Source organism: Maribacter sp. (assembly GCF_039968975.1).
Taxonomy (GTDB): Bacteria; Bacteroidota; Bacteroidia; order Flavobacteriales; family Flavobacteriaceae; genus Maribacter.
In genome coordinates this window covers 1-25,598 of the sequence record NZ_JBDVOT010000076.1, presented here as the reverse complement: position 1 = coordinate 25,598, position 25,598 = coordinate 1, and the positions used below count along the sequence as shown (strand labels likewise).

The following is a 25,598-nucleotide window of genomic DNA, read 5'->3' as shown; positions in this document are numbered from 1 at the left end:
TTATATATTACAAAGTTTATTCTAAGCTAAAAGATTCAACCTCTTTGAACGGAGAAAGTTCTAAGCTGTTCATAGAAGATTGATAGTCTTTCCAATCGGTAGAAAAGAAGGTGTTGGTCTTCTGTAATGCAGCTTCTAGCTCATCTTTTGCAAATTGCATTAATTGCTTTTCCGTAGTGGTCATACCTGCTTTTCTAGATCCTACGTAGCGTCTTGCAATTTGTAAACGTTGCATTACCGTCATTTCTTTACTACGCGTAATACCTTGTCTTTTGTCTACTTTACCAAGATATAGAGCGGTAACGGAATCTATTTGTTTAATGACATCTTTAGATGATTTTATTTGCTCCTTGTATTTTTTATCATCCTCCTTTTTTAAATCTTTCTGAAATTTTTCAGCAACCTCTTTACTTTTTGCCAATTGCTGTACTGCATCTGCTGCCGTTTGCATATAAGATTGTAAAACCTTACCGTTTTCATATGCTTCATTTATTGCCACTGCAGAAACATCTAAACGAGGGTCTGAAACTACCGTAATTGTAGTTTCTTCTTCCATTTCACCATAAAGTATTTTTATCGTGTACGTACCTGGCTTAACATCAAGTCCGCCAGATTCCCTTTTCTTGGTGATTACTTTTCTAGAAGGTCTATCAGCTCCTTTTTCATCCATTCTCCAGTAGATTCTATGGAAACCGGCTTTTTCAGGGGTCTTGTATTTTAGGGTGCGAATTAACCTATCGCCATCATAAAAATCAAACTGAACAGAATCTTTCTTTTGAACACCGGTTAGCTTAACGGCATCGTCTTTTTTCTCAGTTTTATCATCGGATGCACCTTCTTTTTTATCCTTTTTGGATTTCTCTTTTTTCTTGGCTTTTTTACCTTCTTTTAAGTAATAGGTAATCATAGCGCCAGACTTTCTGTTCTCGCCTTGGTATAAACCATCAGCGCCAAAACGACTACCGGTTGGTTGTTGATAAGCTGCCTGATATGCAGTTGGTGGGGTAAATAATTCAATTTCCTTGTTCAGGATGCTAGCGTCTGATGCCAGTGCACGTAGCGGACGAATATCATCTAATACCCACGCAGCTCTACCAAATGTACCTATTACCAAATCATGCTCTCTTGGGTGAATAGCTAAATCTTTAGTAGAAACCGTAGGGAAACCTTCTGTCCATTTCTGCCATTTTTCGCCAGCATTCAAAGAAATATATAATCCGTCATCTGTACCTAAGAATAGTAAATTAGGATTTTCAGGATCTTCAATAATGGATAAGGTATAGCTTTCTACATCTGTAGCATCAACAATTCTTGTCCAGCTTTTACCGTAATCTTTAGTGCGATAGGCATATGGTGTATAATTGAATCTTCTATAATCGTTTGCGATTAATAACGCTTCACCTTTATTACGTGTAGAAGCTTTTATTTGCGGAATCCAGCTTCCTTTTGGTAATCCTTTAATGTTTGCGGTAACATCTATCCAAGTTGCACCACCGTTTTGAGTGTAATGAACACGACCGTCATCTGAACCTGTCCATAGCATATCTTTTTCAACAGGTGATGGTTCAATGACTAATATGGTAGTGTGATTTTCAGCTCCGGTAGCATCCATAGATAAACCACCGCTTTCGCTTTGCTTTTGCTTTTCTGGATCATTGGTTGTTAAATCTGGAGAAATCACTTTCCACGTCAATGCCTTATCAGTGCTCTTGTGTACAAACTGACTTCCAAAATATACGGTACTGTTATCAAAAGGGTCTTGGCTAATTGCCGAGTTCCAGTTAAAACGAAGTTGGGTATCTGCATCTGGTGGAGTAGGGCGTACTATATAATTGTCACCCGTAACATGGTCAAAGCGTTGTACGTTACCTTGCTGACTCATAGTATAACCATATCTAGAATCTACAGGGTCCGGAACAACATCAAAACCATCTCCAAAGCTAATTTCTTGCCAGTAGCTATTACGAATGCCTTGAGCTTTCCAAACATATGCAGGACCTCTCCAACTACCATTATCTTGCATACCACCATATACATTATATGGGTATTCGTTATCTGTAGCAATGTGATAAAATTGCGCTACAGGTAGGTTACCTACAAAGCGCCATGTTTTTCCGCCATCTTTAGAAATATTCAATCCACCATCATTACCATCCATCATAAACTGACCGTTTTCAGGGTGAATCCAGAAGGCATGGTGATCAGGGTGTACACCGTTATCTGCACGGTAAGCCGGCATAAGTTGCGTAAAGCTCTTACCACCATCTTGTGATACGTTTACGTAGGTAAATACAGAGAATACCCTGTTTTCATTTTCAGGATCTACATAAATTTCAGAGTAGTAGAAAGGCCTGTTACCTATATCACTTTTATCATTTACTTTTCTCCATTTAAAACCGCCATCCTCAGATTTGTATAGCGCATTCTTTTTAGCTTCAACCAAGGCATAAATAACATCAGGTTTTCCAGGAGCTATAGCAACACCAATTCTACCCAAATCGCCAGCAGGTAAACCATCTTCCTCGCTTAATTTTTTCCAGTTTTTACCACCGTCGTGGGTAATGTATAAACCACTACCAGAACCGCCTGAGTTAAAGAACCAAGGCTCACGTTTGTGTTCCCACATGGCCGCAATTAGTTTGTTAGGGTTGGTAGGATCCATGATTAGATCGGCAACTCCTGTTTTATTGTTTACGAAAAGTACTTTCTCCCAAGTTTCACCACCATCGGTTGTTTTAAATACGCCACGCTCAGGGTGTTCGCCCCAAGGAGAACCAATAGCACCTACATAAACTGTATTAGGGTTCATAGGGTCAATTTTAATTCTATGAATATGCCTGGTTTTTTCAAGCCCCATAGATTTCCAAGTCTTTCCACCATCAAGAGATTTGTAAACTCCGTAACCACCATTTAAACTATTTCTAGGGTTACCTTCCCCAGTACCAGCCCAAATTACAGAAGGGTTACTTTGTTGAATAGCAACCGCACCAATTGAAGCAGTAACTTCTTTATCAAAAATAGGTTCCCATTTTACGCCGCCCGAAGTAGATTTCCACATACCACCCGAAGCAGTACCTACGTACATAATATCTGGATTGTCATTGACAACATCTATGGCAGTAACACGACCACTCATACCACCAGGCCCAATATTACGGGGTTTAAGGTCTTGAGCTAAGTCCATTTTAAATTCTTGTGCTGTTACGAAAACAGATGCGCAGAGCATCAACAGGGAGAGTAATCTTCTTGTCATTAGATTGGTTTGTTAGTTATGTGCTTAAAAATAGCTGAAAAGAAAAGGAAGTATTCTTAAAAGGATGTTAACAGTTAATGCTTTTAAAGAATCCGTAATCCTTTAACAGTTTTGCGGTTTAGTGCTTAGTGCTCAGTACTCAGTAGGCAGTATCAGTTCGCAGTAACAGTGCTCAGTTTCCAGTAAGCAGTATCAGTTGGCAATAGCAAAATCAGTTATTATCAATAGTTATACCATGCTATTCTCGTAAACCAAGGTCACTGAGCGTAGCCGAAGTGACCGGGCAACGAACAACGAACAACGAACAACGAACAACCAACATCCAATCAACGAACTTGAAATATCCCAAATAACTCATTGCCTTGCCTTGGCTTAATAGAGTTGTAACAAGGATCAAAAGTGATCGTTTTAAAATAGGGTGATAAATATTTGGTGTACAGATCTTTGTTTCCGCCAAACGGACGCTTTTCCATATCTCCTGTAAGTGGTATGTTAAACCATAGCCCTGCTAATTTACCATTCGGTTTTAACAGTTGAGCCATCTGTTTGGCATATGCATTTCTATTACTATCCGTTGGTGGAAAAGAACAAAAAAAGGTCTGTTCTAGAATTAAATCGTATTGACCTTTAAATTGAAAAAAATCTGCTTGGTGCATATGTTCCTCAGGAAAATCAGGAGTCCTCTTTTTAAATTCCTTTAGCGGAATTTCAGAGATATCAAGAATGTGAACATTTTTAAATCCTGCCTTCCACAGGTACTCTGCTTCATATGCATTTCCGGCTCCCGGTATTAAAATTTTTATGGACTTATCCGTCAATTGGTCTACATATTCTTTTATGGGAGTTGAAGGGTGGCCAATGTCCCAGCCTGTACTGTTATTGTTATACCGTTCTGTCCAATAATGCTCTTCTTCTTTCAAGGTAATATAGTTTTTGCTAGCACGGTAAATTTAATCAGAATTAGCAATTTTCTACCATTTATGTAGAATAGAATACCATTGATCACAGATTAATTGCCGTAGAAAAATCAAATACCTATCTTTCAAAGCTACTAAGCACCAACTATATAAACGTATGAAATACTCATTATTAACCGCTTTGGCGGTATGCCTAACGTATGTCTCAACAGCACAAACAAATCCAAAATGGGCACGTTACCCATCAATTTCTCCAGACGGTAATACCATTGCATTTACTTATAAAGGTAACCTGTTCACCGTGCCTGCAGATGGTGGTATGGCAAAACAATTAACCTATCATACCGCACATGACTATGCACCGGTTTGGAGTAAAAGTGGAAAAGAAATCGCATTTGCATCTAACAGATATGGCAATTTTGATGTGTATATTATGGATGCTCAAGGCGGGTCTTCAACACGTTTAACGTTTCATAGTAATGACGAAAAACCATTTAGTTTCTCTGCAGACGATACAACCGTTCTTTTTGGTGCAAATCGTTTAGATATTGCAGAACATCGTCAATACCCAACAGGTTCACAACCAGAATTGTATAGTGTTCCCGTTGAAGGAGGTAGGGTAGATCAGGTATTGACCGTACCGGTTGAGGATGTGCAAGTAAATACCGATGGTACTAAAATGGTATATCATGACAGAAAAGGATATGAGAACGAGTTTAGAAAGCATCATACATCTGCCATTACAAGAGATATTTGGTCGTATGACCCATCCACAGGAAAGCATAAACAACTTACTAATTTTAAGGGAGAGGACCGTAATCCGGTATTTTCAAAAGACGGCAATGCTATTTACTATTTAAGCGAGCAAGAAGGCTCTTTCAATGTCTTTTCAATGTCATTGACGGGAGCACCAGAAATTGCCGCACATACCAGTTTTAAGACACACCCGGTACGCTCTTTAAGTATTGGTAATAATACTTTGGCATTTGGTTACGATGGCGAAATTTATACGCTAAAAGCAGGTGAAGGCGCTAAGAAAGTAGATATTATAATTAGAACACAAGAAGATAGTAATGCTACATCATATGTATCTGTAAATGGGGGCGTTCAAGAGATGGATGTTGCACCTAACGGTAAGGAAATTGCCTTTATAAGTAGGGGTGAGGTCTTTGTGACATCTGTAGATGGTTCGTTGACCAAGCGTATTACCAATACTCCAGAGCAAGAACGTTTTGTAAAGTTCATGCCCAACGGTAAATCTATAGCTTATTCTAGCGAACGTAACGGTAAATGGAGTGTTTTCAAAGCATCTAAAGTAAGACAGGAAGAGCCTTATTTCTTTGCATCTACCTTAATAAAGGAGGATACATTGGTGACCTCAAAGGAAGATATCTACTTACCGGAGTTCTCCCCAGACAGTACATATGTTGCTTATATGGAAGGCAGAAGAACATTGAAGGTCAAGAATTTAAAAACAAAAGAAGTGACCACCATTTTAACGCCAGATGAAGTCATTCATATGCGAGACGGTGATCAATATTACCAGTGGAGTCCAGACAGTAAATGGCTGTTGGTAGATTGGAGTGTTTCGCTGAATAATACAGAATTGCTTTTAGTATCTAAAGACGGAAAGCAGCGTAAAAACTTGACTCAAAGTGGGTATTATGATTTTTCTCCTAAATGGGTGAATGATGGTAGTCAGATCATCTATTTCTCAAATCGTGACGGACTTAAAAGTTATGCTACCAGTGGTTCTTTTGAAACCGATGTTTACAGCATGTTCTTAACTCAAGAATCTTGGGATAAATTCAATAATACAAAAGAAGAGTACGATTTATTAAAAATGATCGAAGAAGCTGCAAAAGAGAAAAAAGGCGATGCAGAACCTGATGATGAAAAGAAGAAAGGCAAAAAGGATAAAAAAGAGGAGACAGCGGTAAAAGCTGTGAAGTTCGATTTAGAAGATGTAGACCGAAGAAAATCAAGACTTACCATACACTCTTCTAAACTATCTGATGCGGTACTTTCCAAGGATGGTGAAAAGTTATACTATTTGACCAAGTTTGAAAAAAATTACAACCTATGGGAAACCGAAATACGCACCAAAACCACAAAAATGTTGATTCCGTTAGGTGCGAAATCGGCAAGTTTACAGTGGGATGCCAAGAAAGAAAACCTATTTCTTTTATCTGACGGTAGTATTTCTAAAATAGATGTCAAAGGCGCTAAAACAGAACCGGTAAAATTAAATGCCGAAATGGTTTTGGATGCCGATGCAGAACGTAAGTTCATGTTTGATCATATTTGGTTGAAAACCAACGGAATATTTTATACGTCTACCTTTCATGGTATTGATTGGAAAGCCATACGTACAGAATATGAAAAGTATTTACCACACGTTGGTAATGACTACGAGTTCTCTGAAATGATTTCAGAAATGTTGGGTGAGCTAAATGTGAGTCACGCTGGTGGTCGATATTCAGATAATATAGATAATGGCGATCAAACAGCATCGCTAGGTATTTTTATGGATTATAAACATACAGGTGACGGAATAAAGATTACCGAAGTCCTAAAAGGCGGACCATTAGATAAATCTGGATTTGATATAAAACCAGGAATGGTCATTCAAGAAATAAACGGTGAAACTATCGCAAATTCAACTGATATTGCCCGTTACCTAAACCGAATTGCGGGTAATTTTACCTTATTGGATATTGTAGATGAAAAAGGCAAGAAACAACAGATTACGGTAAAACCAATATCACTTAGACAAGAAGGTAGACTGTTGTATGACCGCTGGGTAAAGAACAATGAAAAAGAAGTTTTAGAAAAGAGTAATGGAACCTTGGGTTATGTCCACATACCAGGAATGAGCGACGGACCTTACCGTACTATTTATGAAGAAATGCTGGGGAAATTCAATGATAAAAAAGCGGTCATAGTAGATACCCGTTTTAATGGCGGTGGCGACTTGGTAGCAGATTTGGCAATGTTCTTTACCGGAGTACCATTTTTAACCTATGAAACAGAAGCTAGGGTAGTAGGTGGCGAGCCAACCTCTAGGTGGACGAAGCCAACCTTGGCAATGTTCAATGAATCTATGTATAGTGATGGCTCTTGTTTTGCAAGTGGCTATGTAGATTTAAAGATTGGTAAAACCGTAGGTATGCCCGTACCGGGTACATGTAGCTTTGCCGGTTGGGAGCGATTACCAAATGGTGGCGTTTGGGGCGTTGTCCCGGTAAGTGCCAAAAACAAAGCAGGCGAGTGGATGGAAAATAACGAGACCAATCCAGAAATTATGGTCAAAAATCAGCCAGATGTCATTGCAAAAGGCATTGATCAGCAGTTGGAGAAGTCAATTGAGGTGTTATTGAAAGAGGTGGAGTAGAAATGCTTTTCAATAAATATAATTATAAAATAGGTATATAGTAATTTGTTACTATATATAATTGTTGTACACCATTTGAGAAATGAACATAAACGAAAAAACTATAGTAAAGTATTTTGATATTATAATCATAGAATTAGATGACGCTTCATTTTTCAGTGTGAATAATATCCTTAGTGACAATAAACACTTAAAGATTGATAGTAAAGAAGAAAAGGATTTCCTTTTTATATTATCTGATAAGGTAAAAAGTTTTGGTATTACGAGGGGATATTTTTCAGAAAATGGAGATAATGGATGGTTAAAGTTGACCGAAAAAGGAATTGATTTAAAAGAATCAAAAAAAGGTCTTTTAAAATTTAAAAAGTCACTAAAACCAAAAACAGATTATGTAAAATGGGTCGGTGTTGGAATTGCTGGATTGTCTTTGATTTGGAATATTTATCAAGGAATTACGAATAATAAATTAAGAGATGACAATCGAATTCTTGGTGATGAGATTGAAGTGTTAGAAAAGGAAAATGCTGGTTTGGAACAATTATTAAAAAAAGCGCAGGAATGAGTTGGGACATTGTACTTTTTAATTCAAAACAGAAAATCCAATCGGTTGCTGAACTGGACGAAAACCAACTTGAACCAACAGATTTTAGCGGAATATTAGAAAAATCGTTTGATGAATTAAAAGAGGACGGAAATCACAGAGAAATAATAGGAACTGATTTTACGATTGACTTTTTTTCCGACAACGAGCATTCAAGCAATTTTATGCTTTCACTATATGGAGAAAACGCAATTTATGCCTTGATTGAATTATCGAAAAAGTATAATTGGCAGATTTACGACTCTGGAATTGATGGAATGATTGACTTGGAAAATCCCGAAAAGAACGGATTTGACAATCATAGAAAATATGTTAAACAGATATTAAAAAATAAATAAAAACGGTGTACAACAATGGCTATAAGTAATTGCATATTCTCGCCTACTTCTTAGAATCCTCTCGGATTTTCAGTCTGGTGCGTACTTGAAAAGTTAAGTGCTAACCCACGCAACTACTCATAGCCGAGATCGTTAGCAGTAATTTGAAGCTAAATCTGAATGAGAGAACAAATGACAGTTGATAAAGCAATAAAAAGAGGACATTTAGTAGTAAATGTTCCTGTTTTTGTTCTTTTGTTTGGAACACCTTGTTTAGGTATGTATCTGTTAAGTCAAAAACAGATTCCTAATTGGGGAATAGCTATTAGTTTTTTATTTGGATTTTTACTTGCTTGGTTATATTGGAGTTACGGAATTACAAAATGGAGGATTTGGGCGTTTGAAAACGTTAGAAACGTTCACGAACTTAAAAAGAAAGCAATTCAACAAGGTTTAATTTGGAAAGACAATAGTTGGTTTAACAAAACGGAAATAAAAACCGATTCTGACAAACGAAAATGGACTGAATTGGAGAAAAAGTTTGAGAAAAAAGACGTTTTTAAAGAAGACCGTTCTGTTTCACCTCAATCTGTGATTCACTATTCAAAAATTAAAAACACATATGAATTTATAATAATGTTTTTATGCCTAATAGGTGGTATATATTTATTGGTTAAATCGGACAGTTATATTTTTGGAACGTTACTAACTCTAACTGGAGGATATTTCGGCTTTAAAGAACTAAAACAAGTACTAGACAATAATCCCCAAATAACAATAGACAGCAAGGGAATTGAAACCGTTAATACTGAATTCAAAAGCTGGACTGAAATAAAAAATGAAGAAGTAATAATGGAAGGTTCAGGAAAACACACAGAATTTTATTTTATTTATGACTATAAAAACGGGTTTGAAAAGCTGAAAATTGACGACTATGATATAAGTCCTAAAAAGCTAGAAAATTTAATTAGAACATATCGAATTAGAAATAATAAAAACTACCGCTAACACAGCCTAAAAGTAATGCGGACTTTAGGGCAAAACCGAAAGGTCTGCCTATATTTATAATGTCGCTAAATCTTATGGATTTGGCTTTGGACAAAAAACAAAAAACAAAAAACAAAACAAAAAGATTTTGCCATGTGCGTGGCGGAAAGCAAACGCTTATTTGCTCCTGTAGTGTCAATTGCTAAAACGTTGTACGCAAGCTGAAAAATAAAGCCATTTGAAAAATATTTTACGACCCCAACAGACTACTCTAGTACTTTTTGGCATTTTGTCCTTTCTATTTTTAGTATTGTATGTTTGGCATTTTTCCTTTGCTTGGGAATTTGGATTTGGACTTATTCCTCATTTAGTCTTTTTATTGATTGTATTGTTAATCGGTTTCGTACTAGCGGTTGCTTTTGACGCAAAGCAGTCAACAAAATTCAGATTCTATTTTATTATCTCAATTATTCAGTTGCTTTTTATTTGGTTGATTTCAAATCCAATAAGAGAATGGCAAATTGAGAATTCAAAAGATAATGGAGTTAAAATAGTTGAACTAATAGATAATTATGCAGAGAAAAATGGAACTTACCCAAAATCTTTAATTGAGCTTGAAAATGTAACAATTATTGATTTTCCAAAAAGGACAAGTATTGGGACAAAGTATATTTATGAACTATTAGAAAATGAAAACTATTCTATCGGTTTTAAATCTTATTACGGCTATAACTATTATTACGACAAAGACAATAAAAAATGGCATTCTACGGATTAAAAAAAACAGCATACAACACAATCAATAAACAAGATGGACTTAGGGCTTAAACAAATGGTTTGTGTATTTTTAGGAAGTAGTGATATCTTTTAGATTTTGCTTTAAAAATAAAAAAAACAAAAAGATTCGGCTAATCGCTTAAACGGAAACAAAAGTGCTTTTTATTCATGTACTAATCATAGCGTAGACGTTTGCAAATAATATAATCATATGAAAAAAATATTCTTAGTAGTTCTACTAACTTTTTTTAAAATTGGCTATTCTCAAGATTTTGAAAAACTTTATGAAAAAGTAAGCAATTTCGAATCTCAAGAAGAATATGATAATGTAGATTCTGATATTGAAAGTGCCGTTGATTATTTATTAAATCAACCTTATAAAGAAGAAACAAAAAAATATTACTATGCGCACAAATCTTTAATTACCTGGATGGATGGAACTTCCAACTACCACATAATAATAGGTGGTAGATTAATGGATATAATTGATAAAAAGTCATACCTGAAAAATATTTATATGGCTTCAATGACTAAATATTTACTGAATGAACATCTAAATAACAATAGATATGTACATCCCGAAAATCAGGAGGGAATTAAATTTATAGACTTACCCGAAGTTCAAGAAATTCTATTTGAGGGCGGTGAGATTTTTATGCAATATTTGGATAAAAATGATATGTCACTCTTGAATAAAAATTTAAAAAAAGCTTTAAAAAAGTATAAAAAAGGTGAATTAAGAAGTTTTATGTTCGAATAGAACCAAAAAACATTTGCTAACACAACCTAAACCTAATACGGACTAATAGGCAAAACCGAATGTGTTGCTTCAATTTATGAATTCACAAAATCCTATTCCGGAAATAAAAACTATGGCTAACAACAAGGCCTAAACGTAATGGGAACTTTAGGGGTTACTTGTAAGCTATCTGTATATTTATCCAAAATAAAAGTAAATGAGAAAAATAATAGGGATTTTGATTCTTGCAGCAACACTATATTCATTCACTCAAATGAAAATGAGTGATTATATAACGCTATTTGATGATTCTAGTAGTGGTAAATATTATAAATATGGAGAAAGTTTTTATTTCGAGTCTTTTGATAATAATAAGGAAGTTATAAATGAACACGAATACTTTATAAAATATAGAAAATATGGGTGGGGAGATATTGATACAACGTATTATAGAAAAGGTACGGATTATTACTACCATATCAATAGATATACGTTTGAAGAATCTATAGTTTTACCTACTAATCCCAAAGTAGGTGATAGTTGGATGGAAAATGACCAAAGTTGGAGTTATGAAATAATATCAGATAGACAAAAATTTAAAACTCCAGCAAAAAAATATATCAATTGTATCAAAGTACATTGTAAACAATTAACGAATAGGGATAAGAAAAAAAATCAAGAATATTTTTTGTTTTATTCACCTGAATTTGGCTTTGTAGGAAATGTAGATTCTAAAGGTAAAACCTTAAGTTATTTAAGTGAAATTAAACTCAATGCTAGAGAAGGAGAGAAAATAGGAGGAAGGTAAAACTGAATAACAAAACAAAAAAATGTCGATGAGCACGTGGTAAAAAGTAAATTCTAAAACTCTTTCTAACTGTGCGTTTTAAAGCCTTACGTCTTAATTATAAAAACAGCAATGACAATAAAAGAAGTTCATAGAAATGAATATACCATTTCAACTGATAAGGATAAGCTAGATATTCTAAGCATTCACCAATTTCTTTCAAATGAAACCGATTGGGCGAACGGAATACCTATTCATACTTTGAAAACATCAATTGATAATTCATTGACTTTTGGGCTTTATCATAAAAGCAAGCAAATTGGTTTTGCTAGAATAATTTCAGACTACTCAACAATAGCGTACTTAGGAGATGTGTATATTTTGGAAGAATATAGGGGACAGAGATTGAGTAAATGGCTTATAGATGAAATAATGGAGCATCCAAATCTACAAGGATTAAGACGCTGGATTTTACTAACTGATACAGCAGAATGGCTTTATAAAAAGTTTGGTTTTACAGAATTACCAAATCCAAAATTGTATATGGAGAAACATAATCCAAATGTATATAAGTTGAAATGAAAGAATATCAGTTGGAGATTTTTGCAGATTATTTTCAATTTCATCTTCATGATGAGAATATGAACCCCAATTTTGGAAATGCATGGGACCAATTTTCAGTAGATAATTTTCTTGCGTATACTAGTGACGGAATCGGAATTGGAACTGTTCGAAATATGGACGTCCCAGTTACTCTTAAAATATATGAATCTGAACCAAGATTTAAAGAAAACTTAAAACAAGTTTTTCAAATTAATGAAGCTGATTTATCTATAATATCTGGAAAGTTGGTGGTAATTGGATGTACAGAATATTTTCCTGATGCAAAACGAATTGTAATAGACAATGGTATCTATAGAGTAAGAGTATATTATTCCAATTTAGATAAACGTTCAGAGGATGGGCTTGAAGGCGAAGACTATTATGAACTTGATATTTGGAAGACTGACATTGTTCAAGAGCCCAAATTTAACCGATTAAAACCTGTAAGCTAAAACTTATACCTGAAGCAAATTTTCTTGGGTAAACAAAAGTTTTATTAGCTATTATACTAGGCTAAGCTCACTCGTTTTAGACAATTGCAAAAAATGATGAAGAAGTCTATAATTATTGTATTAATACTCCATTCATTGATATTATTTGGAATTCCTTCAGGACATGGTTTCGGGTTAATGATTTTATTGGATATTTTATGTGTTCCTATGATATTTCAAAACGATTTGGAAGAATTCTTTATAGTTGCTGGTATTATTTCACTTACGGGAAAATTGCTTTTAATTATTTCATTTTTTGTTAAAGACTTAAATACTAAAAATAGTATTGTGGTAATCGGTCTTATAGCCTTACTAATTTCATTTTTTCTAATTATAATAGAAAATAGCAATGATACTATGTTAACTTTATTACCACTAATTTTTGGGGTTCCATTTTTATTATATTTAGGACGTGTTTTATACTTGATGAATAAAAAGCTAGTGTAAAATAATTTATGAGCTTAAATGCTATGTACAGTTATAATTACAGATTTATTAAGTTCCTAACCTCGCTTGGCTTAAGAATTTTATTACATTTAAAAAAGAATGAAATTTAGGATACACTTAGTTTTAAGCATTTTATTTCTTTTAGTTAATTTGTAAAAACGTTGTTATAATGAAGATTTTAATTTTGTCATCACCGTATAGTATAAAGATTTTAAACTTATTACTTTTAATAACTGTATGCATTTCATGTTCAGAAGAAAATAATGTCGATATCTTAGAAGCTGATGATACTGAACAAATAGACAACGATAATCTCATAGTTTCCGGTAAGCCAGAAAATAATGATTTTGTAGTTACCGCATCTTATGAGAGTCTGTTCACCGTAGATGCTAAAACTGGAAAAGAAACTCTTGTATATACGTTTTCCGATTTAACAGATATAGAAATACTAGCAGATTATGATGACGGCAACTTATTTGTTACTACCGATGATAATGCTGTAAACGCTATAAATCTTGCCAACAAAAATCTACTATGGAGTACTCCCATGCTAAATTATGATACGAGTAGTTACGGGATAACGCCACCTGCCTGTGTAGATGGCATATGTTATGCATCTGGTACTTATGGTATTGTAGTAGCTTTAGATCAAAATACTGGAGAACTTTTATGGTATTATTCAACGGACCCAAATGGGGATTTAGATGATGGTTTAAACGAGAATAGAACACCTGTGGTTCATGATGATAGGGTATTTGTAATGTCAGAAGAAAGCTTTTTAGGGTATTTCCCTACCTATCTGCATATTTTAGATAAAGAAACTGGGCAATTATTACAAAAAATTGAATTTCCAGAAAATATAGAAGTTATCAATGAACCGTTAATAGTAAATGATATTCTTTATATATCAGCTAAAAATCTTTATGCTATAGACTTACAAAGTTTAGAAGTTATATGGATTTTTGAAGCTGAAAAACTAGGCGATATAGATATTTTAAACAATAGGTTGGTGGTACAAGGGGAGCCAATTAGAGATACGGTTTATTCTTCGCTTTTCTGTCTTGATTCACAGACCGGTGAATTGCAATGGGAAATTAAAACCGGTTTTGACGCTCTATGGTCACCATTAATTGTGGAGAATGTGGTTTATGGGCTTTATGATCAAGGTAGTAGTTTATCCTTTTATGATTTAAGACCTTATGCAGTTTCTTTGAGTAATGGAGAACAACTTTGGTTTAGGGATGATATCTCTGTGGATAACAGTCCTGTTTACGCTAATGGACAGTTGTTTTATCATGGGCATGCCATTAATTATACAGATGAAACTGAAAACAATTCAGGATTAATGGCATTGAACGCCAATAATGGAAATATAGATTGGTTAAATCCTGTTTTTAGGTTTGGTAATTCAATGGCTCCATTAGTAGTTGCTCAAAACGGTGTATTTGGTCCATCCTTTTACAGGGGAGGAAATTGAATATGCATCTATTCTTATTTCACAGTACTTATCTTGACCGGTAAGGAGATTAATATTTCTTAAAGGAATTGTTCTAATTGATTGATTAAAAAAATAGAATTAGACTTCCTACTATTTTATATAGATAACACTTTTTACTATTATTACGCTCTAAAAGTTAACTCAAGCCATCACCTAAAACTCCCTCATGATTACATTTATTACCTCCATGATTTTATTGGTATTGGGTTATATCATCTACGGTAAGTTTGTAGATAAAACGTTTAAGCCCAATGAAACAGAGGAAACTCCCGCACATACTATGAAAGATGGAGTGGACTTTGTACCTATGAATAGTAACAGAAATGCATTTATACAAATTCTGAATATTGCAGGTGTAGGTCCTATTTTTGGACCCATATTGGGCGCCTTATATGGACCGATTGCATTTATATGGATTGTAGTTGGATCTATTTTTGCAGGTGCTGTTCATGATTATTTAACCGGTATGATTTCTTTACGTTTTGGCGGAGCACACTTACCGGCATTAGCATCTCGGTTTTTAGGCAAATCATTCAGTCACGTTGTAAATTTCTTTGCCTTATTACTTTTAATCTTGGTAGGTACTGTTTTTGTCACTGCGCCCGCCAACATGATAAATGATATCATTGGTACAGAAACTAGCTACCTGACCATAGTACTTTTCGGCATATTCTTCTATTATATTGTGGCTACGTTATTACCCATAGATAAAATCATCGGTAAAATTTATCCCGTGCTGGGTTTGTTACTTATACTGAGTGCAATTGGTATTTGCATAGGTATGTTCGTCATTGGAAATCCTATTCCTGAACTTACGTTTCAGAATATGCATCCGCAAGGTATACCGTATTACCCGGTAATTTTCTTGACCATCTCATGTGGTGCTTTATCAGGATTTCATGCCACGCAATCGCCCATAATTTCTAGAACTATCAATAATGAAAAAGACGGCAGAAAAGTATTTTATGGTATGATGATACTTGAAGCTGCTATTGCCATGGTATGGGCAGCGGCATCAATGAGTATTTTAGATGGAGATACCTTAAATGAGCTTTTACAAAATGGAGGGCCTACAGCCGTTGTAAATAAAATTGCCATAGCCTCGTTAGGAGCCATTGGTGGTACCATTGCGGTACTTGGAGTCATTGTGTTGCCAATTACATCAGGAGACACTTCTTTTAGAGCTGCACGTATGATTATTGCCGACTATTTAAACATAGATCAGAAAGTATTAAAGAATCGGTTTATGGTGGCTATTCCGCTATTTATCGTTTCGTTTATATTGACAAATATGGACTTTCAACTGCTGTGGAGGTATTTTTCTTGGGCAAACCAAGTAACAGCCAGCATAGCCCTTTGGATTGGAGCTGTATATTTATATCAAAAGAAAACACATTATATCATTGCATTAGTGCCGGCATTTTTCATTACCTCCGTGGTTGGTTCCTATATTTTTTATGACCCTAATGTTGGTTTGGGTTTAGATATTGTAATTTCCAATTGGATTGGTATCGGAATTTCTACTTTTCTGACGGTGTTGTTTTTTATGAAATTGGCAGATAATAATACAGATAAAAATAAAGTAGAAATGGATAGAACAGATGTACTCTAAACAATTATGATTAAAGTAAATTAATTGAAGGAATAACTATAACGGAAGCTATCACATCAATTTAAAAATGAATCTAAAAATCATACTAAAAAAAATAGCTTGGTTAGTGCTTTACCTACTGTTTAATGCAGTTCTATTTTTCATTGAAGTAAGTATTCTCTTTGAAGGTGGAGATTCAAGTTATAGTAGCAACAGTGGGTTAAATTCCATAGATGATATTTTAGAAGCTTTTAGTGCAATTTTTAATGTTCTGGAAGGTGTAGTGATGGTGTTCTATTTTTATTGGTCCATAGGTATGGTAATCATAGGGTTATTATTATTTATTCCTGTACAGGTGTATTATATAAATCGGAAATATAAACACCATAGAAAGAAGTTTTGGTTCAGTTTGTTGGCTTCCTTTGTTGTAGTTATAGGATTAAAATTGTTGATGTATTCTTGGATGTATATTGATATGAATTATTTGTAAAATTGTTTAAGAATGAAAAATGAAATTTAAACTATTATTAATTATTACAATTTTCTTCTCAAATATTTCTGTTTCGCAAGTAGAAGATACTATACATGGTCGAGTAATTTCTTCCGTTACTAAATCTGCACCGGAAGGGGCAATTTATATTATAGAAAAAAGTTCAAGTAATGGAACAATGGCAGATAGCACTGGCTTTTTTAAACTAGTCCCAAGTAAGAAAAGGGAAACGTATGATTTAGAAATTTCAGCGGGTTTTTACGGTACGCTTAATTATAAATATTTATCTGAATGGACTAAAAGGAGCAAACCTAAATCTATAATTATTTCAGTAACTTGTAACCTAGATAGCGTTATGCAGGATTGGAGAAAAACAGAAATTAAACTCTATATTATTGGCAGTATAGCTCCTGTAGCAAATTCGAAATCTGATAATAGATTCGAAAAAAAATACAAATTAAAATATTTTGATTTTGGTTGTGAACCTTCGGAAGTTTATGAATGCATAGAAAAGTATAATAGACGTGCATTTATGTTTCTGGATTTGAAATATAAAGATAAATGGAGAAAAAAAGTGCGTAAAGATGTAATTGGTTTGAATTGATATTTTTAATAAATATCTTCTAAGAAGAAAAACGTTTTTATTGCTATTATGAATAGAAAATAAGTTGTTTCAAACCCAGACGGTTTATCTTTAATTAATTTAAAATGAACATCACTCAAGACTGGAATAAAATCAGAGCACATTTCAATAAGAGCTTTAATTCTAATTTCCATATTTCCGTTGCATCTGTAGATTCAAATAATAACCAGACGGTTAGACCAATTGGTTCTCTGTTTCTAAACGATAATCAAACCGATTTTTATTTTGAAAAGTTTCCTAAGAAATTACCATAGCACGCAAAAACGAATAAAAATTTTGTCTTCTTGGCGTCGTGTTCTTATTAAGAGTTATCATTGCTATTTTTTTAAATAATGCCCAGTCTATAAAATTCTTCCAATTGAGAATTGCAGTTAAAATTGACTTCTAAGTCTTTTACAATGCCCGTGCCTACACCATAAACCCAACCGTGTAGATAAAGTTCTTGGCCTCTTTCCCATGCATTTTGTACAATAGAAGTTTTTGCGAGATTATAGACCTGTTCCATAGCATTAAATTCAACGAAACGGTCAAAAACCTTTTCTTCAGATATGTCCCTAAGTTCAATTTGGTGTTGTCTGTAGACATCTCTAATGTGTCTAATCCAATTATCGGCAAGACCATAAGATTTACTTCCCATGGCAGCTTTTACTCCACCGCAACCGTAATGACCACAAACGATAATATGTTTTATTTTCAGCACATTAACGGCATAATCTAAAACACTAAGCATATTCATGTCTGAATGTACCACCATATTGGCTATGTTTCTATGTACAAAAACCTCACCGGGCTTACCGCCAATTATTTCGTTTGCAGGTACACGACTGTCAGAGCAACCAATCCATAATAATGGTGGTTGTTGACCTTTCTCTAACTTCTTGAAATATTCTGGGTCGCCATCTAATTTAGAAGCAACCCATTTTTTATTATTATCAATCAAGCTTTTATAAAAATCTGATTTCATATGCTTTTATATGTTATTAGTGCTCTAAATGGAATACTTGATGTCCGAAATATTTTCTAAAACTTTCTGGATTATCTAAAGTTTCATTTTCTGCAATCATTTTAATATTGATGTTATTATTCTTTGCCTTAATAGAAAATTCATCTAAATATTCGAGAATATCATAGTCTAAAACTTTGGTTTTTCTAAAGTCTAATTCTAAAAAGCAATTGCTTTCTAAGGCATCTAATTCTTTAATAATCGGACCCTTGTTAATAAAGGTGACTTCTTCTGCAAAATTTACATGAAATATATTCTTTTTACCATTGTTCTCCTTTACAAGTAATTGATGAGAGTTGTAATAAGACTTTAAGAGAACAACAATTAAACCTACGGTAAGCCCTATTAAAATACCTTTTAATAAATCTGTAGTTACTATACCGATTACAGTTATTATGAATGGTATAAATTGAGCCCTGCCTAATTTATACATTTGAACAAAAGATTTAGGACTGGCAAGCTTATAGCCAATAACTAAAAGTACGCTGGCTAATACAGCCTGCGGAATTAGGTTTAATAAGGTGGGGATGGCAATTACACTTATAAGAATCAAAATACCATGTAATATTGCAGAAAGTTTGGTAACGGCTCCGCTCATTACATTGGCAGAACTACGCACTACAACTTGTGTAATAGGTATACCACCAATTAAACCAGAAATACTATTACCAATGCCTTGGGCTATCAACTCTCTATTAGTAGGTGTTTGTCTTTTTAAGGGGTCAAGTTTATCTGAAGCCTCTACACTCAATAAAGTCTCCAAACTTGCCACAATAGCAATGGTAAATGCAATTATATAGACTTTTTTGTCTGTTAATGCAGAAAAATCCGGTAATGTAAATTGTCCCATAAAAGATGCTACATCTTTAGGTATAGGTACGCTTACAAGTTGACTCTCGTGAAGCTCAAGAAAACCAGATTTTCCGAAAGTGATGTAGATTAATATACCTACAATCACAGCTATTAATGGTGCGGGAACTAGCTTAAAAACTCTACTTTTTTTTGCTAGTATACCATCCCAAATCAATAATATACTTAGTGAAATTATAGTAATTAATATTGCTCCAGGGGTAATTTGGTCATGTAAACCACTTAAATCAATTCTGTCAGTATTGACATCACCGCTAAAGCCAAATGCTAAAGGAATTTGCTGAACGAAAATCATGATTCCTATGGCGCATAACATACCTTTAATCACTGCAGAAGGAAAGTAATAGCCAATAACTCCCGCTCGAAATATACCCAGTAAAATTTGAATTACACCAGCTAAAATGACAGCGGTTAGAAAAAGTTCATAGCTTCCTAAATCTGCGATAGCATTATATACGATAACGACTAAACCAGCAGCCGGACCACTTACACCAATAGAGGAACCAGAAAAATAACCAACTAAAACCCCACCAATTAAACCAGCTATTAATCCCGCAAATGGCGGTGCTCCACTTGCTAAAGCTACACCTAAGCATAATGGCAATGCGACAAAGAATACAACAAGACTTGCAGGTAAGTCTTTTTTCCAATGTTTTAATAAATTCATGAAAATTTTAAATTTGAATATATGAGATATGATCACATAAAGGCGTAAATACCTTTATGGAACCCATATTTTAATAATTAAGGTGAATTACTTACTCTTGATTTGTTGTATAGAGTAAGTGAAAAATAAATTATTAACCTATATATTCAGGCGGAGGAGTGAATTGGAAAATTTCAATAATCTTAAACGCTAAGTTTTGTTTTGTATTGATTATTAAATTATTAGGTCTAAAAAAAGAATTTAATAATTTTTTTTCTAATGGGGGAATATGAATATCTAAAATTTCTTCATCAAGATCAGATTCATCTTGGTTATCTTGTTGTTCCGTATCAAAAACTATAATTACCTTATCAGAATATTGCGACAATAACTTGTGCGTTATTCCCAAGGTAAAGACAAGTAATAGAATGATGCTTATAAGATATGTTTGAAAAAATTTCAATTTTTAAAATTGTAAATTAAAGAAGATGTTGAATTATTCTCGCTAAAAGTAAAGTTGTGTTGCCGATTATTTATTAAAATTATGTTAAATAACAATGTTAATTAAATTAATTATAGGAATCAACTGATTTATTAAGAATATCGTAATGTTAAATGTTCCTGTTGTATAATATTATAAAGGAGTGTTTTGACCTCTATAAACAATTTATAAACGGTATTTTTAATATTATTTAAAATAGTATATTTTGAAACAGACCATAGCACGTATAGCATTAGTTGTAGATGATTACGATAAAGCCATCGAATTTTATACAAAGAAATTAGATTTTCTACTCCTAGAAGATACCGACTTGGGTGATGGTAAACGTTGGGTAATTGTTGCACCACCAGGATCAAAAGAATGTTCTTTGGTATTGGCAAAAGCAGATGATGAAAAGCAACGGGCAAGTGTAGGTAACCAAACGGGTGGTCGTGTATTCTTATTTTTATATACAGATGATTTTTGGCGTGATTACTACAAAATGATGGAGCGTAAAATTAAGTTTGTTCGTTCTCCAGAAAAAATGCCATATGGCATGGTCGCTGTATTTAAAGATCTATATGGGAACATGTGGGATTTATTAGAACCAATAGAAATGCAACAACAACAGCAACAACAGTAATTTCTTATTTTTCAGTTTAATCACTATAAATGATTAATTACTTTAAAAACATATTCAATTTTAAAAAATCGAAACCCTTAACTGGTTTTAGTATGTCTAAAAATGTACTCAATTTTAAAAAACTATTATGTGGTATAGGTACATCTGAAATTCGACAGAACGAGATAGTAATTACTGATTACCCGTTAGAACCTTCTATAGTATACTCAGAATCAACAATATTGGCAGAGGATATTGATTGTATGGCGTTGGAATTTGGAGTTTGTAAAGTACATGTAAAGCATGATATTGTATTTGTTTCTTCAGAGCAAAAAGAAGCATTGGAAAATTTTGCAGAAAGAAATAACATTCCGCTTATTCCACAAAGCTGGAATTGGGATTGGATTTTAGAACCGTATTTAGACACTGAATTCACTAAAGAAAATGAAGAGCGCTGTTTACAAAGGCTTGTAGAAAACGGTTTTACCAGTATAGAGGTAAATGCAATACGTAAAGAAGTAGGTGAGCAAATGTATGCCTATAATTTTGATACTATGTTATGGGATTGGTGTAGTCTTAGCCTGTCTGATGTGTTATCTGCAATGCGTGCTAAATATGATACAGTGCAATTTCGTGACTTTTATAAGCGTGCATTAGAAATTGAAAAACGTTCTATAAAAAGAACAATGTAGTATTTTTTAAAGCTCAGATAAAATCATAAAAAAGGGTGAAAATCAACTTAGATTTTCACCCTTTAATTTTGCTAAAAAGATATACTAACGTAAAGTAGACTTTAACATCCAAATTAATTTTTCTTGTCCAGATATCAAATCACTTACTAAAGTTGCAGTGCCTTCATCATTGTTATCAGAAGAAAATTCTAAAATTTCTCGTTCTTGTATCAATAATTCGTTCAAATTATCGATTAATAATGATATTCCTGTAGCTCCGTCAGCTACTTCTTTGATAATTCTGATCGTTTTATTTTCTAAGTAATCTTCAAAGGTATGTAGGGGTTGCTGGTCTAAAGTTAAAATACGTTCAGCAATTTCATCAACGGTTTCTGTTGCTCCTGTGTATAATTCTTCGAACTTTTCATGTAAAAGAAAAAAATTACTTCCTTTTACGTTCCAATGCATTCCTCTCAAGTTCATATAATGAATTTGATAATCGGCTAAAAGAGTGTTCAATTTGTCACTCATAGCTACTTTATAATCTTGCTCTAATCCTACGTTTTTATTTAAGGTTTCCATAATTCTGTTGTTTTAATTTCTTACTGTAAAATTAGGTATAAAGCCCTTGTTTAAGGGTAACAAAAGTTACATAAGCCATACGTTTTACTTATACTATTATTAAATTTTATGAATGATAATTGTTGACTTTTAAAGTAATTGTAGTTCACAAATTAGATTCGTAAATTAGGGAGGTTAATATGACATTATATTAGTATGCAAATTCCTGAAATCCCTAATTTAATACACTACGCAATTCCGTTTTTTACGGTGACCGTAATCCTTGAAGTCATTCTATCTGTAAAGGTAAAATTACATGACTATGAGTTTAAAGATGCCGGTACTTCTATTGTAATGGGTTTGGGTAATGTGGCAATAGGCCTGGTTACTAAAGGCATTTCTTTAGGGTTCTTTTACCTGCTGTATAATTTCTATCATCTATTTGAAATTCCGTTTGCATGGTGGTCTTGGTTAATTTTACTTTTTGCGGAAGATTTATGCTATTATTGGTTTCATAGAACCAGTCATGTTAGTCGGTTTTTTTGGGCAAGTCACGTAGTGCATCATTCTTCAAAAAACTACAATCTAAGCACTGCATTACGGCAGTCGTGGTCTGGCGGATTTTATACGTTCATTTTTTGGACTCCATTAGTACTTATCGGTTTTCATCCTGTAATGATTTTGGTTCAGATGTCTATCAGTCTTATTTATCAATATTGGATTCATACAGAATATATTACCAAACTGCCCAAGTGGTTTGAGGCTGTTTTTAATACCCCCAGTCATCATAGGGTACACCATGCTACCAACCCGCAGTACTTGGATAGAAACCATGCGGGTATTTTTATAATTTGGGATAGGATATTTGGCACTTTTGAGCCAGAGGTGGAGAAACCGGTATATGGTTTGGTTACAAATATAAATACCTACAATCCTATTAAAATTGCTTTTGCGGAGTGGTATAAAATGTTAAGCGATTTTTTTACCTCTAAAACTTCATTTATAAATCGGTTTAAGTATTTGATAAAACCACCCGGTTGGAAACATGACGGTACCAGTATTCTTTCAACAGATTTACGAAGAGAGTGGGAGGAAAAGGAGAAAATATAATTACTGTTTGTTGTAACATTAACTTTATGATGGCGTCTTAAAACAGAGTCAACAATTTAGATATTATAGAAATGAGCAATAAGTTAATAGCATATATTGGAATTATAGGAATTAGTTTATTTACAATTTCCGCCATTGTTGGTCCATTATTAATTGAAGATTACAGTGTGGTAAGTCAGTACATCAGTGAATCTTTTGCTATAAATACGGCTTACGGAAGGTATTTACAGTACATGGGCTATGTACCTAGCGGAATACTTATTACTATTTTCTGCTTTAGCGCACCTAAATATTTGCCAAGTTCAAAATTGGTGTTAATAGGTTTTCTTGGGTTGGCATTGTTCTACGGATTGGGAACTATACTAGTAGGATTGTTTCCGTGTGATGCCGGATGCCCAACGAATATCATGAATTCTAGTTTGTCTCAATTAATTCATAATGCAATGGCCTCTTTGACCTATATATTCTTTCCAATTTGCTTAATAGGGATAGGACTTGGATTAAAGAAAATGGAGAATTATAATCGCTTGTCTCAAATAGCGGTAATTACCGGTATAATTAGTGGCATTTTTATATTCTCTCTGTTCTCCGATCCAGATTCAGGTTACAGAGGCATTTTACAGCGTATTATTGAAACATGTTTCATTGTATTTATAATTTCAACCGCTTTGAGAATTAAGAAGGAAACGGCGAGTATAAAGTAGTATCTGGTTAAATTTTAATGTATTAGCCAAATTTTCCTTAAATTATTTATTTTTGAATACCAATAATTATAAAGGATTATGAGAAAGCTTGCCTTTTTGTTTGTTTGCTTAATAAGTATAATTTCCTGTAAAAATGATACTAAAAATCAGCTTGAAACTGATGATAACTCTAAACCGAGTACAGAAAGTGAAACGGCTGTAAAGAAGGAGAAAGAGCCGGTGGTTGAAAAACCAAAAGACGAATTATTTACCGATAATTTCGATTGGACTGAAATACCTTTATCGTCAGTGCATATAGGAGAGTTTCCATATTTAGCTCCACCTGAAGGATTCTTTGTAAAAACAAAACAAGGAAAACCGGCAAAAGACGGTTTAACCAAGTTTTCTGATTTCGGTAGGTTAATGATGTATACTGGTGAAGCATTTTACAATGCGGATGGCAAAATGGCAAAAATGCTTTATGGTATGACAAAAAAAGGAAAAGCTTTTAACAAATTGCTATTTGACAAGAGTGTAGATGGTTATTTAGAAAGTATAGGTGCAGAATTGATATTTAAAGGAAGTGTACCTAGAAAAAAAATGTATGCTCTTGACAAAATAGACCCAATGGCACAGAACGACTATATAGTTGGTCGAGCCTATAATAGTGATCCAATTAGGCATTATGCATTGAATCATAAAAGTGGTAAAATAATGTTTCAGGTTTGGTCTAACACATATGGGGCAGAGGCAGGCGTTGTTGAATTAGAAGACTTTGTACAGACCATAAAAGCACCTACGGCATCTGAAATGAAAGATGATATTGATAACAATGGTAAAGCTATTTTAAATATAAATTTTGATACTGATAAGGCAACCCTAAAAACAGATGCGTTAGAAATTGTAGATCAGATATTCATATTATTAGACACCAACCCAGAATTAAAATTATCTATAGAAGGGCATACGGATAACACTGGTACAGATGATAGAAATAAGCAATTATCAATAGATCGTGCTAATACGGTGATGTATGCTTTAGCAGGAAAAGGTATTAATATAAAACGGTTAAAGGCTTCAGGTTTTGGTTCTGAAAAACCATTGGTAGCCAATGATACCGATGAAAATAAAGCTAAGAACAGACGAGTGGAATTGGTGAAGATGTAATTGTTTTTGAGTATTGAAAAGAAACTAGTTAGTATTAATTATAGTGTTTTTTAGTAATTGAAAGTAGCTGTAATCAGCGTGTTCCAATCCCTTCAACTAAGCTTAGGACGACAATACGTTAAAGTTACTAAGCGAAAGCGAAGTGACAACCAACAACTACTTCTTATAAATAACCCCATCTTTCATTACAAAAGATACATTTTTCATAGAAGAAATATCGGCAACAGGATTACCTTTTACGGCTATAAT

At 33.7% G+C, this 25,598-nt stretch carries 26 protein-coding genes; 20 read left to right on the top strand and 6 right to left on the bottom strand.

Going from position 1 to position 25,598, the window contains the following annotated elements; all coding sequences use genetic code 11:
- Nucleotides 1-16 precede the first annotated feature (16 nt).
- The gene (locus ABJI11_RS05385; protein ID WP_348350122.1) at nucleotides 17-3,253 is read right to left on the bottom strand and encodes a hypothetical protein; all 3,237 of its coding nucleotides are present in this window, start codon (nucleotides 3,251-3,253) and stop codon (nucleotides 17-19) included.
- Nucleotides 3,254-3,579: 326 nt separating this feature from the next.
- Complete coding sequence (locus ABJI11_RS05380) at nucleotides 3,580-4,173, bottom strand: methyltransferase domain-containing protein (RefSeq protein ID WP_348350120.1); 594 nt, start codon at nucleotides 4,171-4,173, stop codon at nucleotides 3,580-3,582.
- 154 nt (nucleotides 4,174-4,327) lie between these two features.
- On the opposite strand from ABJI11_RS05380, the gene ABJI11_RS05375 reads away from it, so the two are divergent.
- From ABJI11_RS05375 to ABJI11_RS05305, 15 genes are all read left to right on the top strand, one after another.
- Nucleotides 4,328-7,564, top strand: a complete 3,237-nt coding sequence (locus ABJI11_RS05375) for a S41 family peptidase (RefSeq protein ID WP_348350118.1) — start codon at nucleotides 4,328-4,330, stop codon at nucleotides 7,562-7,564.
- Nucleotides 7,565-7,646: 82 nt separating this feature from the next.
- A complete protein-coding gene (locus ABJI11_RS05370) occupies nucleotides 7,647-8,126 on the top strand; it encodes a hypothetical protein (RefSeq protein WP_348350116.1) in 480 nt (159 codons plus the stop codon).
- Nucleotides 8,123-8,503 carry a hypothetical protein gene (locus ABJI11_RS05365; RefSeq protein ID WP_348350114.1) on the top strand — a complete coding sequence of 127 codons (381 nt, stop codon included), beginning with the start codon at nucleotides 8,123-8,125 and terminating at the stop codon, nucleotides 8,501-8,503. The genes ABJI11_RS05370 and ABJI11_RS05365 overlap by 4 nt, the downstream gene beginning before the upstream one ends.
- A 159-nt stretch (nucleotides 8,504-8,662) precedes the next feature.
- Nucleotides 8,663-9,490: a hypothetical protein gene (locus ABJI11_RS05360; protein WP_348350112.1), complete on the top strand. Its 828-nt coding sequence runs from the start codon at nucleotides 8,663-8,665 to the stop codon at nucleotides 9,488-9,490.
- A 217-nt stretch (nucleotides 9,491-9,707) separates the two neighbouring features.
- Nucleotides 9,708-10,247 carry a hypothetical protein gene (locus tag ABJI11_RS05355; protein WP_348350110.1) on the top strand — a complete coding sequence of 180 codons (540 nt, stop codon included), beginning with the start codon at nucleotides 9,708-9,710 and terminating at the stop codon, nucleotides 10,245-10,247.
- Between the two features lie 210 nt (nucleotides 10,248-10,457).
- Entirely contained in the window at nucleotides 10,458-11,006 is a 549-nt protein-coding gene (locus ABJI11_RS05350; RefSeq protein ID WP_348350108.1) for a hypothetical protein, read from the top strand.
- Between the two features lie 196 nt (nucleotides 11,007-11,202).
- Nucleotides 11,203-11,793 (top strand): hypothetical protein, encoded by a 591-nt coding sequence (locus ABJI11_RS05345; protein WP_348350106.1) that lies wholly within the window; start codon nucleotides 11,203-11,205, stop codon nucleotides 11,791-11,793.
- Nucleotides 11,794-11,904: 111 nt separating this feature from the next.
- Entirely contained in the window at nucleotides 11,905-12,354 is a 450-nt protein-coding gene (locus tag ABJI11_RS05340) for a GNAT family N-acetyltransferase (protein WP_348350105.1), read from the top strand.
- Nucleotides 12,351-12,827, top strand: coding sequence for a hypothetical protein (locus ABJI11_RS05335; RefSeq protein ID WP_348350103.1), 477 nt, complete (start codon nucleotides 12,351-12,353; stop codon nucleotides 12,825-12,827). The genes ABJI11_RS05340 and ABJI11_RS05335 overlap by 4 nt, the downstream gene beginning before the upstream one ends.
- Before the next feature lie 93 nt (nucleotides 12,828-12,920).
- Nucleotides 12,921-13,313 carry a hypothetical protein gene (locus ABJI11_RS05330; RefSeq protein ID WP_348350101.1) on the top strand — a complete coding sequence of 131 codons (393 nt, stop codon included), beginning with the start codon at nucleotides 12,921-12,923 and terminating at the stop codon, nucleotides 13,311-13,313.
- Nucleotides 13,314-13,482: 169 nt separating this feature from the next.
- On the top strand, nucleotides 13,483-14,790 hold the full coding sequence (locus ABJI11_RS05325) for a PQQ-binding-like beta-propeller repeat protein (protein ID WP_348350099.1): 1,308 nt from the start codon (nucleotides 13,483-13,485) through the stop codon (nucleotides 14,788-14,790).
- A 187-nt stretch (nucleotides 14,791-14,977) separates the two neighbouring features.
- Nucleotides 14,978-16,423: a carbon starvation CstA family protein gene (locus ABJI11_RS05320; protein ID WP_348350097.1), complete on the top strand. Its 1,446-nt coding sequence runs from the start codon at nucleotides 14,978-14,980 to the stop codon at nucleotides 16,421-16,423.
- Between the two features lie 67 nt (nucleotides 16,424-16,490).
- Nucleotides 16,491-16,892 (top strand): hypothetical protein, encoded by a 402-nt coding sequence (locus ABJI11_RS05315; protein WP_348350095.1) that lies wholly within the window; start codon nucleotides 16,491-16,493, stop codon nucleotides 16,890-16,892.
- A 19-nt stretch (nucleotides 16,893-16,911) separates the two neighbouring features.
- Complete coding sequence (locus ABJI11_RS05310) at nucleotides 16,912-17,496, top strand: hypothetical protein (RefSeq protein ID WP_348350093.1); 585 nt, start codon at nucleotides 16,912-16,914, stop codon at nucleotides 17,494-17,496.
- A gap of 104 nt (nucleotides 17,497-17,600) precedes the next feature.
- Nucleotides 17,601-17,789 (top strand): hypothetical protein, encoded by a 189-nt coding sequence (locus ABJI11_RS05305; protein WP_348350091.1) that lies wholly within the window; start codon nucleotides 17,601-17,603, stop codon nucleotides 17,787-17,789.
- A 71-nt stretch (nucleotides 17,790-17,860) separates the two neighbouring features.
- Here the strand turns inward: ABJI11_RS05305 and can are convergent, their stop codons facing one another.
- The 3 genes from can to ABJI11_RS05290 all read right to left on the bottom strand — a co-directional run bounded on the left by can (nucleotide 17,861) and on the right by ABJI11_RS05290 (nucleotide 20,517).
- The gene (gene can / locus ABJI11_RS05300; protein WP_348350089.1) at nucleotides 17,861-18,499 is read right to left on the bottom strand and encodes a carbonate dehydratase; all 639 of its coding nucleotides are present in this window, start codon (nucleotides 18,497-18,499) and stop codon (nucleotides 17,861-17,863) included.
- A 16-nt stretch (nucleotides 18,500-18,515) separates the two neighbouring features.
- Complete coding sequence (locus ABJI11_RS05295; protein ID WP_348350087.1) at nucleotides 18,516-20,075, bottom strand: SulP family inorganic anion transporter; 1,560 nt, start codon at nucleotides 20,073-20,075, stop codon at nucleotides 18,516-18,518.
- A gap of 133 nt (nucleotides 20,076-20,208) precedes the next feature.
- Nucleotides 20,209-20,517 carry a hypothetical protein gene (locus ABJI11_RS05290; RefSeq protein WP_348350085.1) on the bottom strand — a complete coding sequence of 103 codons (309 nt, stop codon included), beginning with the start codon at nucleotides 20,515-20,517 and terminating at the stop codon, nucleotides 20,209-20,211.
- A gap of 244 nt (nucleotides 20,518-20,761) precedes the next feature.
- Between ABJI11_RS05290 and ABJI11_RS05285 the strand changes: the two genes are divergently transcribed.
- Nucleotides 20,762-21,178, top strand: a complete 417-nt coding sequence (locus tag ABJI11_RS05285; RefSeq protein WP_348350083.1) for a VOC family protein — start codon at nucleotides 20,762-20,764, stop codon at nucleotides 21,176-21,178.
- Nucleotides 21,179-21,270: 92 nt separating this feature from the next.
- Nucleotides 21,271-21,849, top strand: a complete 579-nt coding sequence (locus ABJI11_RS05280) for a hypothetical protein (protein ID WP_348350081.1) — start codon at nucleotides 21,271-21,273, stop codon at nucleotides 21,847-21,849.
- 84 nt (nucleotides 21,850-21,933) lie between these two features.
- On the opposite strand, the gene ABJI11_RS05275 is transcribed toward ABJI11_RS05280, so the two are convergent.
- On the bottom strand, nucleotides 21,934-22,410 hold the full coding sequence (locus ABJI11_RS05275; RefSeq protein ID WP_348350079.1) for a DNA starvation/stationary phase protection protein: 477 nt from the start codon (nucleotides 22,408-22,410) through the stop codon (nucleotides 21,934-21,936).
- Between the two features lie 195 nt (nucleotides 22,411-22,605).
- On the opposite strand from ABJI11_RS05275, the gene ABJI11_RS05270 reads away from it, so the two are divergent.
- The 3 genes from ABJI11_RS05270 to ABJI11_RS05260 all read left to right on the top strand — a co-directional run bounded on the left by ABJI11_RS05270 (nucleotide 22,606) and on the right by ABJI11_RS05260 (nucleotide 25,349).
- Nucleotides 22,606-23,499 (top strand): sterol desaturase family protein, encoded by an 894-nt coding sequence (locus ABJI11_RS05270; RefSeq protein ID WP_348350077.1) that lies wholly within the window; start codon nucleotides 22,606-22,608, stop codon nucleotides 23,497-23,499.
- A 71-nt stretch (nucleotides 23,500-23,570) separates the two neighbouring features.
- Nucleotides 23,571-24,203, top strand: coding sequence for a DUF998 domain-containing protein (locus tag ABJI11_RS05265; protein ID WP_348350075.1), 633 nt, complete (start codon nucleotides 23,571-23,573; stop codon nucleotides 24,201-24,203).
- Nucleotides 24,204-24,281: 78 nt separating this feature from the next.
- Entirely contained in the window at nucleotides 24,282-25,349 is a 1,068-nt protein-coding gene (locus ABJI11_RS05260; protein ID WP_348350073.1) for an OmpA family protein, read from the top strand.
- The last annotated feature ends 249 nt before the right edge of the window (nucleotides 25,350-25,598 follow it).